At 37.8% G+C, this 17,211-nt stretch carries 18 protein-coding genes; 8 read left to right on the top strand and 10 right to left on the bottom strand.

Annotated features, from left to right (window positions below):
- From ACGTNH_RS09810 to ACGTNH_RS09795, 4 genes are all read right to left on the bottom strand, one after another.
- Positions 1–219, bottom strand: coding sequence for a DUF4227 family protein (locus ACGTNH_RS09810; RefSeq protein ID WP_394586533.1), 219 nt, complete (start codon positions 217–219; stop codon positions 1–3).
- A 179-nt stretch (positions 220–398) separates the two neighbouring features.
- A complete protein-coding gene (gene fur / locus ACGTNH_RS09805) occupies positions 399–860 on the bottom strand; it encodes a ferric iron uptake transcriptional regulator (RefSeq protein WP_394586532.1) in 462 nt (153 codons plus the stop codon).
- 110 nt (positions 861–970) lie between these two features.
- Positions 971–1,609: a stage II sporulation protein M gene (spoIIM, locus tag ACGTNH_RS09800; protein ID WP_394586531.1), complete on the bottom strand. Its 639-nt coding sequence runs from the start codon at positions 1,607–1,609 to the stop codon at positions 971–973.
- 121 nt (positions 1,610–1,730) lie between these two features.
- Entirely contained in the window at positions 1,731–2,276 is a 546-nt protein-coding gene (locus ACGTNH_RS09795) for an NUDIX hydrolase (RefSeq protein WP_394586530.1), read from the bottom strand.
- 90 nt (positions 2,277–2,366) lie between these two features.
- Here ACGTNH_RS09795 and ACGTNH_RS09790 point away from each other — a divergent pair, with 90 nt between their 5' ends.
- A complete protein-coding gene (locus ACGTNH_RS09790) occupies positions 2,367–3,284 on the top strand; it encodes an aldo/keto reductase (protein ID WP_394586529.1) in 918 nt (305 codons plus the stop codon).
- Between the two features lie 123 nt (positions 3,285–3,407).
- Here the strand turns inward: ACGTNH_RS09790 and ACGTNH_RS09785 are convergent, their stop codons facing one another.
- The 5 genes from ACGTNH_RS09785 to ACGTNH_RS09765 all read right to left on the bottom strand — a co-directional run bounded on the left by ACGTNH_RS09785 (position 3,408) and on the right by ACGTNH_RS09765 (position 7,628).
- Complete coding sequence (locus ACGTNH_RS09785) at positions 3,408–3,626, bottom strand: YqkE family protein (RefSeq protein WP_394586527.1); 219 nt, start codon at positions 3,624–3,626, stop codon at positions 3,408–3,410.
- Entirely contained in the window at positions 3,623–3,958 is a 336-nt protein-coding gene (locus tag ACGTNH_RS09780) for an iron-sulfur cluster biosynthesis family protein (RefSeq protein ID WP_394586526.1), read from the bottom strand. The genes ACGTNH_RS09785 and ACGTNH_RS09780 overlap by 4 nt, the downstream gene beginning before the upstream one ends.
- A gap of 71 nt (positions 3,959–4,029) precedes the next feature.
- Positions 4,030–4,824 (bottom strand): SDR family NAD(P)-dependent oxidoreductase, encoded by a 795-nt coding sequence (locus tag ACGTNH_RS09775; RefSeq protein WP_394586525.1) that lies wholly within the window; start codon positions 4,822–4,824, stop codon positions 4,030–4,032.
- 5 nt (positions 4,825–4,829) lie between these two features.
- A complete protein-coding gene (locus ACGTNH_RS09770) occupies positions 4,830–5,795 on the bottom strand; it encodes an MBL fold metallo-hydrolase (RefSeq protein WP_394586524.1) in 966 nt (321 codons plus the stop codon).
- A 216-nt stretch (positions 5,796–6,011) separates the two neighbouring features.
- Positions 6,012–7,628 carry a M20/M25/M40 family metallo-hydrolase gene (locus tag ACGTNH_RS09765; protein ID WP_394586523.1) on the bottom strand — a complete coding sequence of 539 codons (1,617 nt, stop codon included), beginning with the start codon at positions 7,626–7,628 and terminating at the stop codon, positions 6,012–6,014.
- Between the two features lie 79 nt (positions 7,629–7,707).
- Between ACGTNH_RS09765 and ACGTNH_RS09760 the strand changes: the two genes are divergently transcribed.
- The 4 genes from ACGTNH_RS09760 (at position 7,708) to ACGTNH_RS09745 (ending at position 11,982) form a co-directional block, all read left to right on the top strand.
- On the top strand, positions 7,708–8,457 hold the full coding sequence (locus tag ACGTNH_RS09760; RefSeq protein ID WP_394586522.1) for a glycerophosphodiester phosphodiesterase: 750 nt from the start codon (positions 7,708–7,710) through the stop codon (positions 8,455–8,457).
- Positions 8,454–9,605: a glycosyltransferase family 2 protein gene (locus tag ACGTNH_RS09755; protein WP_394586521.1), complete on the top strand. Its 1,152-nt coding sequence runs from the start codon at positions 8,454–8,456 to the stop codon at positions 9,603–9,605. Before ACGTNH_RS09760 ends, ACGTNH_RS09755 begins: the two co-directional genes overlap by 4 nt.
- A gap of 80 nt (positions 9,606–9,685) precedes the next feature.
- On the top strand, positions 9,686–10,603 hold the full coding sequence (rnz, locus tag ACGTNH_RS09750; RefSeq protein WP_394586520.1) for a ribonuclease Z: 918 nt from the start codon (positions 9,686–9,688) through the stop codon (positions 10,601–10,603).
- 17 nt (positions 10,604–10,620) lie between these two features.
- Positions 10,621–11,982 (top strand): aldehyde dehydrogenase, encoded by a 1,362-nt coding sequence (locus tag ACGTNH_RS09745; protein WP_394586519.1) that lies wholly within the window; start codon positions 10,621–10,623, stop codon positions 11,980–11,982.
- Between the two features lie 287 nt (positions 11,983–12,269).
- Here the strand turns inward: ACGTNH_RS09745 and msrB are convergent, their stop codons facing one another.
- Complete coding sequence (gene msrB / locus ACGTNH_RS09740; RefSeq protein WP_394586518.1) at positions 12,270–12,845, bottom strand: peptide-methionine (R)-S-oxide reductase MsrB; 576 nt, start codon at positions 12,843–12,845, stop codon at positions 12,270–12,272.
- A gap of 96 nt (positions 12,846–12,941) precedes the next feature.
- Between msrB and yxiS the strand changes: the two genes are divergently transcribed.
- From yxiS to ACGTNH_RS09725, 3 genes are all read left to right on the top strand, one after another.
- Entirely contained in the window at positions 12,942–13,253 is a 312-nt protein-coding gene (gene yxiS, locus ACGTNH_RS09735) for a protein YxiS (RefSeq protein ID WP_394586517.1), read from the top strand.
- A 105-nt stretch (positions 13,254–13,358) separates the two neighbouring features.
- Positions 13,359–16,142, top strand: coding sequence for a phosphoenolpyruvate carboxylase (gene ppc, locus ACGTNH_RS09730; RefSeq protein ID WP_444875031.1), 2,784 nt, complete (start codon positions 13,359–13,361; stop codon positions 16,140–16,142).
- Positions 16,143–16,246: 104 nt separating this feature from the next.
- Positions 16,247–16,861, top strand: a complete 615-nt coding sequence (locus ACGTNH_RS09725; RefSeq protein ID WP_394586515.1) for a spore coat protein — start codon at positions 16,247–16,249, stop codon at positions 16,859–16,861.
- The last annotated feature ends 350 nt before the right edge of the window (positions 16,862–17,211 follow it).

Raw genomic sequence — 17,211 nt, 5'->3', positions numbered from 1 at the left:
CTACTCTCCTAATTGAAAGAAAATCGATAAACGATTCGACCAACCTGCACCGACGGGATTGATTACCTTGACAGCTGCACCTTCTGGCGGGTCATACCGATGACTTCTTTCATGCTGATCGTGAATGACGCGTAAAGCTACATAAAATACACTTGTACATATTGTAAATATAATTAATACCTTTACAATCTCTTGAAATTGAGTATTATTTTTAGACATATGCTCCTCCATAAACTTCGTTTTAATAAAGGATATGTCTAAAAATCACAAGAGTATACATACAAATTACATTTCTAAAATTAACATAAACGATTTCTATACTTTTGTAAATAGAAACCTATCAACTAATAAAACCGTTACGAATACTAGATTCATAACGGTTTTATGATCATTAATGTTTAATTAGAGCTATTCGTAACTGCAGCTTTTTGACAAACTTTACAAATCCCATGAAATGTTAACCGGTGATCCTTAACTTGGAATCCCCACTGATTTTCCACCAGTTTCTCAACATCACCTAGCAAATCCTCTTCAATTTCTTCAACGGATCCGCATTCAGTGCAAACAAGATGGTGGTGAAAATGTTCAGCACCCTCTTTACGTAAATCATAACGAGATACGCCATCTCCGAAGTTAATTTTATCAACAACTTTAAGCTCTGATAATAATTCTAATGTACGATATACTGTAGCCAGACCGATTTCAGGTGCTTTCTCTTTTACGAGGAGGTAAACATCTTCGGCACTTAAATGGTCGGCTTCATTTTCCAAAAGAACTCTCACAGTTGCTTCCCGCTGCGGTGTCAGTTTATAACTTTGGGAATGTAATTGCTTTTTAATTCGTTCCAAGCGATGTTCCATCTTGTCTTCCCTCCCTCGTAATTCCATTTTCATTATAAGCAGAGAAGGAAACAGTGTCAAATTAAAATAATTATAAAGTGTTAATGATAATCACTATAACTTGATACTGTTTATCTATATATCCATTTTACCGCTACTTCTAATAAAGGCTGAGCGATAAATACTTCAATCAAAGATGCAGTAACTAAAATGAGCAGCAGCGCACCAAATAACAGGCTATATTTTGCAAATGCTTGCAAAATAGGTTGATGAACTCTTTTAATAAACAGTTGCTTACATAACGTAAGCGAGAACAGTAAAGCTAAAGCACCAGCTAATAAATAAACAGGAATAATAACTAAATTTTGAGGAGCTATTGAAGCTGATGAAAGCAGCAACCCGTACCAACCCATCTGGTTAACTAGAAAACCTACTGAAAAACCTACTACTAAACCTTTAATAAATAGTAGCACGGTTATGATGGGCATTCCTACAATCGAAATCCCTAATAGGAACAACAAGAGCATATATTTCACATGATAAAGAACGCTGTCTTTTAGTAAGGCTGTCTTATCTGGATTGCTTCGGTCTACCATTTGTTCAAAGAACTGTTTCAAATAAAAAAACAAATCTTCTTTCTGTACAAAATTCATACTGTTCACGATTATGGCACCAAAAACCATGCCCATAATAAACAACACAAATATAAAAACGAAGATGCTTATATGGTTGTTAAAGTCACCCTTTACCATTCTTACGCCACGCTGCATCTACTCTTCATCCTTTCTCCTCATCGATCTATAAGTACTCTATGATCGGAGCAGGAAAAGTAGACCAAGAAAGAGAGATTTCTTAAAAGCGGGGTTATGGTCAGCTAGTTTGTATTGTATTTTATTTTAACCCTCTCAATTTTAAATAGAGTAATGCATAGGATGTTTTAGCATCATGTATTCTTTGCTCTTTTTCAAACTGTTCGGCCTCTTCTATTGATAGCTCCAATAATTCTACAAATTCATCTTCATCCCCGGCTACACTCTTCTCTAATCTCATTAATTGATTTGTAAAATACACATTAACAAGTTCATCAGCAAATCCCGGGGAGGTGTAAAAACTATTAACTAACTCTAAGTTTTCTGTGGTATAACCCGTTTCTTCTTCTAGTTCCCTTTTTGCCGTAACGATTGGATCTTCCCCTTCTTCCAGCTTGCCAGCAGGAATCTCCACCACGCTTTTTTCCAGTGCTTTACGATATTGTTCTACAAATATAATTTTTCCGTCTTCTTTTTGAGCAATAACAGCAACAGCACCAGGATGTTTTATGATCTCTCGTTTAGATGTATTGCCATCGGGTAAAGTAACTGTATCTACTTTTAAGTGTACGATTTTCCCTTTAAATATTTCTTTAGAATCTGTAGTTACTTCTTCAAATTTACTCACAAACATTCATCCTCTCTTTTCATCTATCGATAGTTTATCATAGAGAGAGTAAATAATAGAATAATGAATATATAACGAAAGGAAGATTAGATGAATAAAAGGCAAATTGGTCATACGGATTTATATGTTTCTGAATTGAGTCTTGGTTGTATGTCACTTGGCACCGATCCTAATAAAGCCAAAGAAATTATTGACCGCGCATTGAATGCAGGAATAAATTATTTAGATACAGCTGATCTTTATGATTTTGGTGAAAACGAGCGAATTGTAGGAGAGGCCATTAAAGGGCGGCGAGAAGATGTTCTAATCGGCACAAAGGCTGGTAATAAATTCACCCCGGGCCAAGAAGGATGGACATGGGACCCGTCTAAGTCTCATATAAAAAGCGCTGTCAAAGACAGTCTACAGCGACTGGGGATTGACTATATTGACCTCTATCAACTTCATGGAGGTACAATTGAAGATCCTATAAATGAGACAATCGAAGCTTTTGAAGATTTAAAGTCGGAAGGATTAATTAGGGAATACGGCATTTCTTCAATTCGCCCAAATGTTATTAAGGAATTTGCGGAAAAGTCAAACATAGCGACAGTAATGATGCAGTACAGCGCGTTAGACCGCCGCCCCGAAGAACTATTAGGGTTTCTTGAAGAAAACAATATTAGTGTATTAGCTAGAGGACCGCTGGCGAAAGGAATGTTATCCTCCAAAGGGCAGAAAAAAGTGAACCAAAAAGGAAGAGATGGATTTTTAGACTACAGTTATGAAGAACTGCTTGCAACCATTAATAAATGGCAAGATTACAGAAGCGATGAAAGAACTCTGGAATCCTTAGCCTTACAATACATTCTGCATCACAAGTCTGTAGCTACTGCAGTGTTTGGGGCAAGTTCATTAGCTCAGCTGGAAGATAATCTAAGCTTCCTGGAAGCTGCTCCGCTAACAGAACAAATTTTTGGGGAAATGCAGACATTAACTAAAGAATTAACCTATCAAAAACATCGGTAACAAAAAACGCCCAACTCAGTGGGCGTTTTTTATCGTTCAATTGTTTATATGCTTAGTAGTGGTATAAGACAACAGAACATTTCTTTATTTATAATAATAGAATATCCAAACTGAAAACAATACCTACCTTTTATATTTTTTCCAGTCTAATTCACTTTCATTTAATAGCTCTTCGAAGCTTTTATTCGCTTCTCGTTTTTTTCTTTCTTTTGCCTTTTTTTGCCGTTCTATTTCTTCTCTTTCTTTTTCTTGTTGCTTTAACGTTGATTTTTTCTCCTGCAGCTGCTTAAGCAAGTCTTCATTTAATTGATTAGCCAATGAACCTTTACTTTTATTGTTCATAGCGACACCTCTTTTTTTACAGTCCCTGTTGGAATAATCGGATTTAATATCCCTTCAGGACTTGATAGGCGAAATGTACCTTTTACAAGATCGAGCTTCATTTCATTTCTGAAAAAAACACCTTGTTGATGGTCAATAATAACAGGAATGTGTTCATTTTTTACTTCTCGATGGGCTTCTCTCTTATTAGTATTGACTAATCGAATCGTGGGCTGTCCATTAACCCCACACCCTAAGCCTTCAGTATCATAATAAAGCCGAAGCGTAGTGTGACTTTCATCCATTAATAAATTTAATTGTTTCAATGCTGATTCTGTAATCATGAGCCTCATCTTATCACCTCTTTATGTTTCCATAATAATTTAGGTAAATAGCCAATTCAAATATCATGCTGGGTTTGCCGCTATTTTTTGTTAAATTGAGAGCTTAACAAAGTTTCAAATAAAGATGGATAAACCTGGTAACACCTACTTCCAAGATCCATCCATACAGGCCGATCCATTTCCCGTTTTGGTACAAACAGCGTTTGTACAATTTCGCGTGCTACTTGGTTAGGTTGGAGCATAATTTTCTGGACCGCCTTTTCATACTTACCTGTCGGATCAGCATTCTGAAAGAAATCAGTTTTCACAGGCCCCAGGTTCACTGTGGTAACATAAACTCCGTATGGCTCAGCTTCCATTCTAAGCGCATTAGAATATCCTATAATGGCATGTTTAGTGGCTGAATAAACAGCTGATTTTGGAGTTGCCATTTTACCTGATTGGGACCCTATATTAATAATATGCCCTCTTCTTTGTTCTATTAAGTAAGGTAAAGTCTCATAGGTGGCACGGAACGCAGCACGAATGTTTACACTTATCATTTGCTCAATATCATTCCAATTTGATTCATTTACGGCGTCAAATTTTCCTACCCCGGCATTGTTAATAACAGCATCAAGAGAACCGTGGTCTAAAAAAATGGACTGTAACACATCTTTCCACATTTGATCGTCAGCTAAATCTGCTTCATAGCAATGGACAGGCACGTCATATTTTTTTTCAATTATATCCTTAATAATTCGCAGCTTGTTTATAGATCGAGATACAAGGATTGGTTCGCCGCCTTTCCCAGCAACATGAATCGCCAAATACATCCCAATTCCATTTGAAGAACCTGTAATTAGAATCTTTTTTCCTTTTAAAATTTTCTTCATAACAATCACCTGTTTACATAATAATATTTCTGTTTACCTGAAAGGTGAAAACAAATTTGTTTAGTATCTTCTAAGTAATCCAATTGTCCAATTGTTTCAGACATCGTTAAGCCGAATTGAGCTTGTATGTGTCTAGGAAATAACTTTTCACAAACCTGATAAGGCGTCATCTCTCCTCGTTGCAGCATGCTTAATACTTTAGCTGCTCTGACTTCCTGACTTTTTAACCTCTGTGTAATTAAAGCATCCATGTCGTGAAAAATTTCTCCATGACCAGGGTAAACTGTATCTACATGATAATGTAATAGCTTTTTCATAGAGTCTCTGTACTGAAGTAAAGGACGCGGCCGAGGTTTACTTGACGTCTTTGGCGGTTCCAAAAGCGGGTTTGAGGATATGTGAGCCAGCAAATGATCACCACCAATTAGAGATTGATCACTCTCTCTATAAAAAGAGATATGACTTTGCGCATGACCTGGTGTTTCAATCACTTTCCATTCAGGGTGACCTGTGAGTACATCTCCTTCTACCAACTCTTCTTTAAGCTTACCTACAGATGTCCATTTTAAAGGTTTTCGCAAATTCTTAAGTAAATAAAAATATTCTTCCGGCACACCAGATTCCGTGTACATTTGATGAAAAAAATCTTCGTATCTAATAAAAAACCCTTCATCTTGTTCATACCAAGGCCGCAGTAAAGGATGAGCAGCCACTGTTTTTAAATGAGGAAAATTTTCTACAAGCCCCATATGATCAGGATGATGATGTGTCAATACGACTTGTTCGATATCGTTAGGTGTTACATCAAGTTTTTCTAGCTCCTCCGTCATCGCCTGCCATGCTTCTTCCGTTTTCACTCCGGCATCAATTAACGTTAACATATCGCCTTCTAATAAATAGGCATGCACATCTCCCACAGCGTAAGGAGTGGGCATGGTAATTTGATGTATAGTGTCCTTAATCGTTCTCAATAATATAACCCCCAAAAGTGAATGGTCATTCATTGTTCATTGTAGCACTTTTTTTCCTATTATCCTATTTGTTTAAATAAAAGAAAGAAAACCACCCGGGAGCGGTTTTCTCGATTGTTATCAGAATACGATGCGACTGGACTAATCAATGAAACAAACACTTATGCTTGTGTTGTTCCTCCACTTCAAGGAACGGCAGAGAGTACTGAGAGTAGTTCAAGAACGGAACATATGATGAATCGTTTTCGTTAAAATAACCGGAAGTTTCTCAAAACTGTACGTTAACTCCAACCGTTCTGTCCACTGATGAGGATCTTTACCTAATGGACCAATATTGATAATAGGCATTGTAATGGACTCCATTAAATTAGATGGTAAACTAAATCCTTTTCCCTGGATCGGCATTTGATCGACTAACTGTTGTATGGAAGATTGAGTAGACACTGGACCTATGAAACTTAAATCAGATAAACCTGTAAAGTACTCTTGCGTTTGCAACTCCATGCCAAATGACTGACGAGCATATTCCATTGCAAACTGTGAAGTTTCCTTAATAAAAGGATCGTCATTGGATGATACTGCCGGGTAAAAAGGCGGACTGTAAAAAAGCACCATCATTGGCGTTATATCTTTGCATAAAGCTGCTAGATCTTGAACTAATAACGTAGAAAAATCCCGATCTCCTTGATCCCTTTGTTTCATTAATAAGTTTTGTCTTCTCTTCACTTCTTCCTTACCATAACGATCCACAGCAGCTTTATAAAGCTGCTCGTATGTTAAAACGGTTATACTCGGTTTAAAGGATGACTCTTGCTTTTCGTCCAAATAATAAGAAGCTTGTTTATAGTAGTGATCGATGATATTTTTCTTTGCTCTCTCGGCGGCTTGAATTAACTTTTTATTAATGTCTTCTATGGACTGCTTCATGTATAGTACGTTATACATTGTTACAGCAGCTTGTGGACTTTGAACAGAATATTCCTCTTTCAAGTCTCTTTGCATTAGACTGATCGGTGGAGGGGTCTTTTCCCCATCTACTTCTTCAATAAAAGCTTCATTCAGTTCTAATTCTTTTGCTAAGTAACTGATCATTAAGTTAGCATTTAATCCACCAAACGGTTCTCCTGCATGCGTTTCTTTTCCGTAACAAAGAAATCCGGGAAGCGCTTTGCCGATTGATCCCGTGTAAAGGTAGTAAGCTGGATCCCCAGGATACTTACTAAACATAGGTTCACCGTTAAGAGCAGCTTTATAAGTAAGGTTAAATTTATCTTTTAATTCATCCAATACCGGGAGAGCGGCAAGCATTCCCTCAGAATTCACTTCTTCATCCGGCACAGCCAGCAGCAGTAAGTTCCCTTTAAATTCTCCTTTCATGGCTTTTTCCAACAATGATAAGTGAACGGTTAAACCAGCCTTCATATCCATCGTGCCGCGGCCGAATATCCACTGCCCCGTTTCTAAATCCCGAGCAGCATCTGGAGGTAAAGCCTCTGTGTTTTTTTTGAATTCCTGGGTAAGTTCTTTAGGATAGAATGCTAAATTTTCCCATGATCCATAGTCCTGGACAGACACTACGTCAGCATGGGAAATTAAAACAATCGTTTCGTCAGCTTCATCTTGTTTTACAAGAGCCGAAACAAATTGGCGTCCATCTTCTAAGGGATGTAACTTTAAGTACTCTGGATGTTTTTGATAATATTCCTGATCGCTTAAAATATAATATAAATATTCAAAGATTGCGATCTCAGCATTAGAACCGGTAATACTAGGGTATTCCACTAGTGAACATAACAAATCAATCAGTTGATCTTTCGTTTGCCATTTACTCATGAAGAACCACTCCCTTTGACTTTTCCTAGATCATCACCCACAATCAATACGAATTAAACCTTTAATTGAGGTGAAAAGTGTGAAAAAAACTTTAATTTACGCTCATCGTGGAGCGAGTAAGCTTGCTCCTGAAAATACAATGCCCGCCTATAAACTCGCTAGTGAATCGGGAGCTGACGGAATAGAAATTGATGTCCAGCTGACGAAAGACCGTATTCCAGTTCTTATTCATGATGAAAATGTACGCAGAACTACAAACGGAACTGGCTTTGTTCAAGAGTATACATTAGATCACATTAAAAAACTGGATGCAGGAAGCTGGTTTTCTACAAAATTTTCTGATTGTTCTATTGTAACATTGGAAGAATTTCTATGCTGGTTCAAATTTAAGCCTATGTTATTAAATGTAGAACTGAAAACGAACTTGATCGAATATAAAGACATTGAAAACATCGTATACGAATCATTAATGAAACATAGGATGTTAAATCGCACTGTTATTTCTAGCTTCAACTTAAATAGTATTACAAGAATGCATGAATTAGATTCTAACGTGCAAACAGCGTTTTTAACGTCGACCAAACGTCAGAACTTAGCGAAGTTTGCTAAAGAAAACGGATCCACTTCCTTACACGTTAAATACCGCTTACTTGATAAGAAATTAATTAAAGATTGTCGAAGAAATGATATAGCTTTGAGAGTTTATACTATTAATCGACCTTCATATATGGAAAAATGCTACAACCTTGGCTGTGACGCGATTTTCACAGATGTTCCGCATGAAGCCATAGAGTACCGTGAAAGATTTCAAAAAGTGAGCCATCGATGATGATACTCTTCTATATCCTGCTCCTTGGCTTTTGGATATGGATAGTAGTAGAGTTCCTACGTGGATTTAAAGCTATAGAATCGATTGACCACTACCCAATAAGCGAAACCTCTCAACTTGTTTCTGTAGTTATTCCGGCAAAAGATGAAGAAAGGCATATAAAAGAAACACTCCTTTCTCTAATTGCGCAAGAAAATATAGCACTCGAAGTGATTATTGTAAATGACCGTTCTACTGACCGGACAAAACAAATAATTGACGACGTTAGCAGCCGCTACTCTAACGTTAAAGCAACTACTATAACCAGTCTGCCAGAGGGATGGCTAGGAAAAAATCATGCCTTATATAAAGGAGTTCAACTTGCACGCAGCAATTATTTATTGTTTACTGATGCAGATGTGGTTTTTCATAAAACTGCTTTAGTTCGTGCATTTAATAATATGGTCACCTACGGGGTTGATCATATTACTGTAGCTCCTCATTTAAAGGCCTCTTCCTTTTTCTTAAAAGGTCTCATTTCATATTTTCTATTTGGTTTTAGTTATTTAAATAAACCATGGAAAGCTAACAAACCGTCCTCCAAACAAGGGATTGGTATTGGCGCTTTTCAACTAATAACACGAAATTGTTACACAAGTGTAGGCGGTCACGAGCGGTTAAGACTTCGACCTGATGATGATCTCGCTTTAGGTCAACTTGTTAAAAATTCCAACTATAAGCAGAGATTTGTCACTTCACTTCAGCGTATTACTGTGGAGTGGTACCCCGATCTACAAGCAGCTTTTAAGGGTTTTGAGAAGAATGCTTTCGCTGGATTAAAATATTCTTATTTTATGGCAGTTTTAGCCATTACAGGAGTTTTCGCTTCTCAAATCCTCCCTTTTTGGTATCTTTTTTATGGTTCGAGCACCGAACAATTGCTCAGTGGACTGACGTTGCTCCTCGTGACTTCTGCCTATACAGTTTCCACCTTCTATTTTACTCGTTATCCTTTGTGGATAGTAGTTGGCTGGCCTCTATTTTCCCTTCTATTTGTGTACATGCTTACTAGAGCATTGCTTTTAACAATGACGCGAAAGGAAATAAGCTGGCGTGACAGCCGTTATTCTTTAGATGAGTTAAAAATTTTTTATAAAAATACAAAATAAAGAAACAGTGAGCTCTTAGATAATATGAAGTGTATCTACATTATTACGGTGGTATGATAGTTAGAAAGGGGGATACATATATGGAGCTATTTTTTTTAGGTACTGGCTCAGGAGTACCTTCAAAAGAACGCAATGTCTCTTCACTCGTACTTCGATTACTTGAAAAAAGCGGAAGAACGTGGGTATTTGACTGCGGAGAAGCTACACAACATCAGATACTAAGCACTAATATACGGCCAAGACGAATTGAAAAAATATTTATTACACACTTACATGGCGATCACATATATGGATTACCCGGATTATTAAGCAGTCGTTCATTTCAAGGAGGAGAAACACCAGTTACAGTTTATGGTCCAAGCGGATTGAAGGATTATATCGAGATTAGCTTAAGTATCAGCGGAACACGCCTGAAGTATCCTCTTTATATTGAAGAGGTGGATGAAGGTTTTCTATTTGAAGATGAAGCTTATGAAGTGGAGGCCGTTAAACTGCAACATGGCCTTAAAAGTTTTGGATATCTCATTAAAGAAAAAGACAAGCTTGGAGAACTGCGCCCAGACCGGCTGAAAGAATTAGGTGTTCAACCCGGCCCTATTTATCAAGAAATTAAAGAACAGGAGAAAACTACCTTGGAAAATGGGCGCACTATTTATAGGGATGAGGTATTAGGCCCTCCCAAGAAAGGAAGAAAACTAGCTATTCTTGGGGATACGCGTTATATGCCTGAACTAAAAGAAAAGCTGTCGGAAGTAGATGTGCTTGTCCATGAGGCTACTTTTGCTAGTGAGGAAGAAGCAATGGCTCATGATTATTTTCACTCAACAGTGAAACAAGCCGCTCAATTAGCTAAACAAGCGAATGTCCAAGAACTCATTCTCACTCATATTTCCTCTCGATATCACGGAGAAGCCGTAAAACAACTAGAGCGTGAAGCCAATACCATCTTTGATCGTACAACAATCGCTTTTGATTTTTACCAGCACCACATCAAATAATTAGGAGGCCGACTATTATGCACCCTGTAGTTAAACTTCAAAAAGATTGGTATAACGAAGGACACACCAAAAGTTACGAATTCAGAAAAGAACAGCTGAAAAAAATCAAGAAAATGCTGGTTACATTTGAAAAACCTATATTACAAGCTTTGAAATTCGACTTAAGCAAATCAGAGTACGAGGCTTATACAGCTGAAATTGCTTTTTTAAAAACAGAGATTGATGATCACTTGAAACATTTAAAAGACTGGATGGCTCCTGAAAGTGTGAAAACGCCTTTGACTCATACCGGCTCGAAAAACTATATAATTAAAGAACCCTATGGTACCACACTTATCATTGCCCCATGGAATTACCCACTGCAACTGGCTATTGCTCCTGTCATCGGAGCGGTTGCAAGTGGTAATACAGTTATCATTAAACCTTCAGAATTGACACCCACTGTATCGTGGGTAATTAAAAGAATGATCGAACAATACTTTCCTGCTCACTATATTTCTGTTATCGAAGGAGACAAAGAAGTTACTCAAGAACTCCTCGACCAACCTTTAGATTATGTATTTTTCACTGGAAGCGTCTCAGTAGGTAAGAAAATAATGGAGCAAGCCAGTAAACGTCTTATTCCTGTAACGCTTGAACTTGGAGGTAAAAGCCCTGCCATAGTCCATCGGGATGCTAACATTGACTTATCTGCTAAGCGAATTGCTTGGGGTAAATTTATAAATGCAGGTCAAACATGCATTGCTCCTGATTATCTTTATGTACATCATGAGGTAAAAGCGGATTTTGTTAAAGCAATAAAAAAATATATTTATGAGTTTTATGGAGAAGAATCGCTGTTAAACGAAGATTATGTGAAGATTGTCAATCGTTCTCACTTCGACAGAATATCAAGTTATTTAGATGAAGGGAACATTTTAGTAGGCGGACGTGTAGACTCTAAACAACTTAGAATTGAACCTACTGTGGTGGATCAAGTAACGTGGACAGACCAAGTGATGCAAGATGAAATTTTTGGACCTGTTCTTCCTATTCTTACTTACGATGAGTTAGATGAAGTTATTAAACAAATAAGCAACAAACCTAAACCGCTGGCTCTTTATTATTTTGGTGAGAGCGAAATAGATCAGCAGAAAGTTACAGAAAGAATATCCTTTGGAGGCGGCTGCATCAACGATACCCTTTATCACATTTTAAATCCTCACTTACCCTTTGGAGGAGTTGGAGAAAGTGGTATCGGTCATTACCATGGTAAGGCTAGCTTTGAAACATTCTCTCATGATAAAAGTATTACTAAGCAAACCACTAAGTTCGATCAAAAGTTCCGCTACCCAGGCTCCAAGCTCGGTTTAAAAGCGGTAAAAACGTTATTAGGATAAAATTAAAAAGCCATTATTTTAGACAGGGCTCCAGCTTGTGGAAGGACCATTGGTTTTCTACAAGCTTTTTTCTTGCCGCAAAAAGCGACGAAAGACCATTCGGGTCACTCTTTTTGCCACAGTAGTGGAAGGGTTCTCTCTTTTTGGAAGTCCTTTGGGAAAATCTCCTCCTCCCCCTGGATCACTCCGGGCAGGTGAAGAAGAATGTTCAGCCTACAATTACTTACACTTTTAATGAAAAACAATAAAAAAGATTTTCTGCCGATGAATCCTCAGTGAGAGGTCCTCTATTCATCAAATTCCTTTAAAAATTCGCCATAACCTTCTTTTTTTAATTCAGTTTTAGGGATAAAATTCAAGGCTGCGGAATTCATACAATAACGAAGTCCCGTTGGATCAGGTCCATCACTAAATACGTGTCCTAAATGGGAATCAGCATGTTTACTTCTCACTTCTGTCCTTACTCCAAAAAGGCCAGGGTCCTCTTTTTCTACGATATTGCCTTCAACTAGCGGCTTTACAAAACTGGGCCAGCCAGTCCCTGACTCGTATTTATCTTTTGAACTAAAGAGCGGCTCTCCAGAAATAATATCGACGTATATCCCCTCCTCCTTCAAGTCCCAGTATTTATTATTAAAAGCTTCTTCCGTCCCGTCTTTCTGGGTCACTTCATATTGATCAGTTGTTAGTTGATCTTTCAATTGTTCTTGAGAATATGTTATTAGTTTCCCATCTTTTTTAAATATTACTTCTTCTTTTTTTCTATCAACTTCTTTACCTCCTGCCATACGTTCGACGATTGAAGGAGTGTAGATTACAGCTAGAATTAAAAGAAAAATGAGAGCCATCACTATTTTGTACAATTGATACCCTCCTCTTATATAATAGTTAATATAATTTTATCATCTTATATAACGTGAGTCATAAATGAGGATGTGCCAATGGAATGGAGGAAAACCATGGAAAGAAATGAAATGGAAGAACGTGTGATCCGAAAGTATCGACAAGATGAAGATATGATGATTTTAATTTTTGCACAGTGGTGCGTCAATAACAATTTAGATCCTGTAAATGTTTACGAAGAAGCCTACCCGGGTCAACGTAAAAATGAGAAGCTTAACGAAGCAATAGAAAATACCGCATTAAAAAATGAATCAGAGCATATTTCAAATGAAGCATTATTAGAAATATTAGCCTTATTTGATAACGACACACTTGCCTTTAAGGTCGCTGAATATATTGAACAATTTAACACAGAAAGCAGCGAATAAAGCGTTTTCATTGAGTATTTATTCAATCTGTTCATTTGACTATCCAAAAAATTCTGATAACATAATTAAAATATGAGTCACGGTCTACAAACCGTGGTAATCACAATGATTATACAGGATGGTGAAAGCGTGACACTACAAACAAAAAACAACGATCATACGACACCGCTGCGACGGGACGTAAACTTACTAGGAAACATGCTTGGTGAGATTCTTGTCCATCATGGGGGAGAAGAATTACTTAACAAGGTGGAATCGATTCGTAAACTTACAAAGGATTTAAGGGAAAATCGCGAGTCTGATACTTACGATAAGTTAAAACAAAAAATCTCAAATCTTGAACCACCAATACGAGGCCAGGTTATCCGTGCTTTCTCAATTTATTTTCACCTAGTTAACATCGCGGAACAGAACCACCGTATCCGTAGGCGTCGTGAATATCAATTACGTGAGGATCACGGAGTACAGCCCTATTCATTAGAAAGTGCTGTAACTAATCTTAAAGAAAATAACATTGAAAAAGACGTTATTCAAAATGTGCTAAATGAATTATCTCTAGAGCTAATAATTACAGCACATCCAACAGAAGCAACAAAGCGTACGGTATTAGAAATTCAAAAACGAATTGCTAATATATTAATCAAGCTAGACCACCCTCAATTAACAAGCCACGAACGTGAAAATATTGAAGAAAGTTTATTCAATGAAGTAACCGTATTATGGCAGACTGATGAACTCCGCCATAGAAAACCGACAGTAATGGATGAGGTACGTAATGGTTTATATTATTTTGACCAAACGTTATTCGATGTACTGCCTGACATTCATCAGGAACTGGAAAATCGCTTAGAAGAAGTATATCCAAATGAAGATTGGGTAGTTCCAAACTTCTTGCATTTTGGTTCCTGGATTGGCGGCGACCGTGATGGGAATCCTAATGTTACTCCTGAAGTTACGTGGTCTACGTTAGAAAGACAACGTAACTTAGTGCTAAAAAAATATGATGCTGTTTTAGTTGAATTGATGAAAAGGTTTAGTCATTCAACTACAAGAGTCAAGATAAGCAAAGACTTTTTAAATGCTATACAAAAAGAAGAGGAAACCATCCCTGAAGACAAACGCTGGCGGGTGGAAAGTGAAATTTATCGACGCAAGCTTGCCATTATACTTGAGCGTTTACGCCAAGTGGGGTCATCACACGTGGGTTATGAAACAGCGGATGAATTACAAAAAGATTTAGAAGAAATTCAAGAGAACGTACATTATCACCATCCGACTAAACGCGAACTAAAAATGTTAAAGAAACTCATTAGACAAGTGAAGCTATTCGGCTTTCATTTAGCAACATTAGATATCCGTAACCACAGTGGCGAACACGAAACCGCTATAACCGAGCTTCTGCAAAAAGTTAATATCACAGAAAACTATGCTGAACTAAGCGAACAGGAGAAAGTGGATTTACTTGGAAAAGTATTGAGAGATCCCCGTCCAATTTCTTTATTAAATGAAGATTATTCTGAAGAAACTCAAGAAATGCTTAAAGTCTTTCAACTTATTAGAGAAGCTCATAAAGAGTTTGGTAAACGCTCCATACATGTTTACTTGATCAGCATGACAGAATCGGCTAGCGACTTACTGGAAGTATTGCTTCTTGCAAAAGAGGCAGGAATCTACAGATTACATGCGGATGGGAAAGTAGAAAGCAACTTAGACATTGCTCCTTTACTTGAAACTGTCGATGACTTGAAAGCAGGGCCTGAAATCCTTCATACCTTATTTTCCATGGATGTGTATAAAAAACACTTAAACGCCCGCGGTAATGACCAGGAAATTATGTTAGGCTATTCTGATGGCAGTAAAGATGGTGGTACTCTAACCGCTAACTGGAGATTGTATAAAGCTCAACAAGAAATTCACGAAATGGCTAAAGACTTTAACGTAGGATTAAAATTTTTCCACGGCCGAGGTGGTTCTCTTGGTCGCGGCGGTGGTCCGCTAAACAGAAGCATTGCATCCCAGCCTGTTGAAACGCTAGGAGATGGAGTAAAGATTACTGAGCAAGGTGAAGTGTTATCCTCAAGATACTTACTAACTGACATTGCTTATCGTAGTCTGGAACAAGGTGTTTCCACCCTTCTTGAAGGGGCTGCACACGTTTCAAGAGAAACTGAACAAGCTACAAGCTGGGAAGAGCATTGGGAGCAGGTAATGGAGGAGATCGCAAATGTTTCTTTGGAGAAATATCAGTCGCTTGTATTTGCTGATAAAGACTTCTTAACTTATTTCAATGAAGTAACTCCTCTACAAGAAATCAGCGAATTAAATATTGGGTCACGTCCTATGAAGCGTAAAGACAGCACTAAATTCGAAAACCTTCGTGCCATTCCCTGGGTTTTTGCTTGGACCCAAAACCGTCAGCTCCTCCCTGCCTGGTATGCAGCAGGCACCGGCCTTGCAGGGTATGCGGATCAAAGTGAACAAAATTTAACTCACTTAAAACAAATGTATCAAAACTGGCCATTTTTCCGTTCCACTATCGACAATTTACAAATGGCTCTTACCAAAGCTGACATGCCAACGGCTAAAGAATATTCAGCTCTTGTAAATGATGAAGAAATGGGTGAACGCATCTTCCAAAACATTGTTGATGAATATAATACAACTAAAGAGATTCTACTCAAGATTACAGGTGACAACGAGTTACTTGATCATCAACCGACTATTCAAGAATCTGTTCGTTTGCGCAACCCTTACGTGGATCCCTTAAATTTCTTACAAGTCGATTTGATCAAAGAACTTCGGGAACTTGATGAGACTGATGAAGAATTACTAACGGAAGTTTTGCTGACAATAAGCGGAATTGCTGCAGGACTTCGAAATACAGGTTAACAATTGTCCCGAGCTGCTAAAGCTCGGGATTTTTATTTGCCTATGCATAATTATAGTCGAGAGAATCACAATAGAGAGGAATTCATTTTATAGGAGGAATAAATATGGAACAACAGCTGCCTAATAATAATCCACAGTCTTCTTCTAACATTCCCGCTTCGATGAGTCATGGAGGGCACGAATTGTTTGATGCTCATGAAGTGATTGCTTCTGTCATAAGCTTACTAGATCAATATCAATTATACGATCAGCATATGCAGGATGAGGAGCTTAAACAAATCGCTTCACGTCAGTCATCATTTTTAACAGAGTTGTATAACATTATGGTTGAATGCTTACAAACAGGAGCTAAACCATCCCAGTCCACTCACGTTTACAAGATGGAACAAAATAATGATGTAACCTATGGGATGAAGCCCACTAAACCTAAAAAGCCAAATCAGTCGATTAATGACCTATCCGATCAGGGTCTATCCGCATATATGCTTGGTCAAACGAAAGGCTTAGCTTCTTTAATGGCTATGACTGCATTAGAAATGACGAATCCAGTATTAAGAAGAGTGATCGCCGATAGTGTCCCTAATCTCATTGAAATGAGTTACGAAGTGTTTTTGTACCAAAATAAACACGGGTACTATCAAGTCCCTCAACTAGCCCCTCAGGATATTGCTCAAATGACGAATAGTTATGCTCCTGCAACAAACCAGGGTTTACATTAAAAATATAGCCTTTTAACTGTTTTCAGACTGTCGAGAAATTTCTCGACAGTCATATTTTTATCTTTAATTTTCGTTATTTAAATTATAGACTTAAGAGCCGGTATGGAAAGGGAAGTGTTCTTAGCCGCTTACGTGGAAAAAAGAAAATGATGGAACAGGTGCTGATCACAGCTGCCGGCAAGAGTGATCCAGGAGAAGAATGATTTTCTAAAGGACTGCCAAAATGCCCTATCAGAAAAAAGTTAGCTAATATTGCCGAGCACGTATTTCTGTAAGGAAGCTCGGGCGCTCATCCCCGGAAAAGGAAAGGCCTTTGCTCCTGGCGGCAAGAAAAAACCTGTAGAAAAACA

This window comes from Halobacillus sp. B23F22_1 (assembly GCF_043497005.1).
Taxonomy (GTDB): domain Bacteria; phylum Bacillota; class Bacilli; order Bacillales; family Halobacillaceae; genus Halobacillus_A.
The sequence above is the reverse complement of the archived record's forward strand: the minus strand, read 5'-3'. Positions and strand labels throughout refer to the sequence as shown.

What these genes read in the sequence shown, in the direction of transcription:
- yxiS (WP_394586517.1), top strand. Translation starts at nt 12,942, where the DNA reads ATGGAAAGAAATGAAATGGAAGAACGTGTGATCCGAAAGTATCGACAA.
- ACGTNH_RS09785 (WP_394586527.1), bottom strand. Translation starts at nt 3,626, where the DNA reads ATGAACAATAAAAGTAAAGGTTCATTGGCTAATCAATTAAATGAAGAC.
- spoIIM (WP_394586531.1), bottom strand. Translation starts at nt 1,609, where the DNA reads ATGCAGCGTGGCGTAAGAATGGTAAAGGGTGACTTTAACAACCATATA.
- ACGTNH_RS09780 (WP_394586526.1), bottom strand. Translation starts at nt 3,958, where the DNA reads ATGAGGCTCATGATTACAGAATCAGCATTGAAACAATTAAATTTATTA.
- ACGTNH_RS09745 (WP_394586519.1), top strand. Translation starts at nt 10,621, where the DNA reads ATGCACCCTGTAGTTAAACTTCAAAAAGATTGGTATAACGAAGGACAC.
- ACGTNH_RS09775 (WP_394586525.1), bottom strand. Translation starts at nt 4,824, where the DNA reads ATGAAGAAAATTTTAAAAGGAAAAAAGATTCTAATTACAGGTTCTTCA.
- ACGTNH_RS09765 (WP_394586523.1), bottom strand. Translation starts at nt 7,628, where the DNA reads ATGAGTAAATGGCAAACGAAAGATCAACTGATTGATTTGTTATGTTCA.
- ACGTNH_RS09755 (WP_394586521.1), top strand. Translation starts at nt 8,454, where the DNA reads ATGATGATACTCTTCTATATCCTGCTCCTTGGCTTTTGGATATGGATA.
- ppc (WP_444875031.1), top strand. Translation starts at nt 13,359, where the DNA reads ATGATTATACAGGATGGTGAAAGCGTGACACTACAAACAAAAAACAAC.
- ACGTNH_RS09790 (WP_394586529.1), top strand. Translation starts at nt 2,367, where the DNA reads ATGAATAAAAGGCAAATTGGTCATACGGATTTATATGTTTCTGAATTG.
- ACGTNH_RS09725 (WP_394586515.1), top strand. Translation starts at nt 16,247, where the DNA reads ATGGAACAACAGCTGCCTAATAATAATCCACAGTCTTCTTCTAACATT.
- ACGTNH_RS09810 (WP_394586533.1), bottom strand. Translation starts at nt 219, where the DNA reads ATGTCTAAAAATAATACTCAATTTCAAGAGATTGTAAAGGTATTAATT.
- fur (WP_394586532.1), bottom strand. Translation starts at nt 860, where the DNA reads ATGGAACATCGCTTGGAACGAATTAAAAAGCAATTACATTCCCAAAGT.
- rnz (WP_394586520.1), top strand. Translation starts at nt 9,686, where the DNA reads ATGGAGCTATTTTTTTTAGGTACTGGCTCAGGAGTACCTTCAAAAGAA.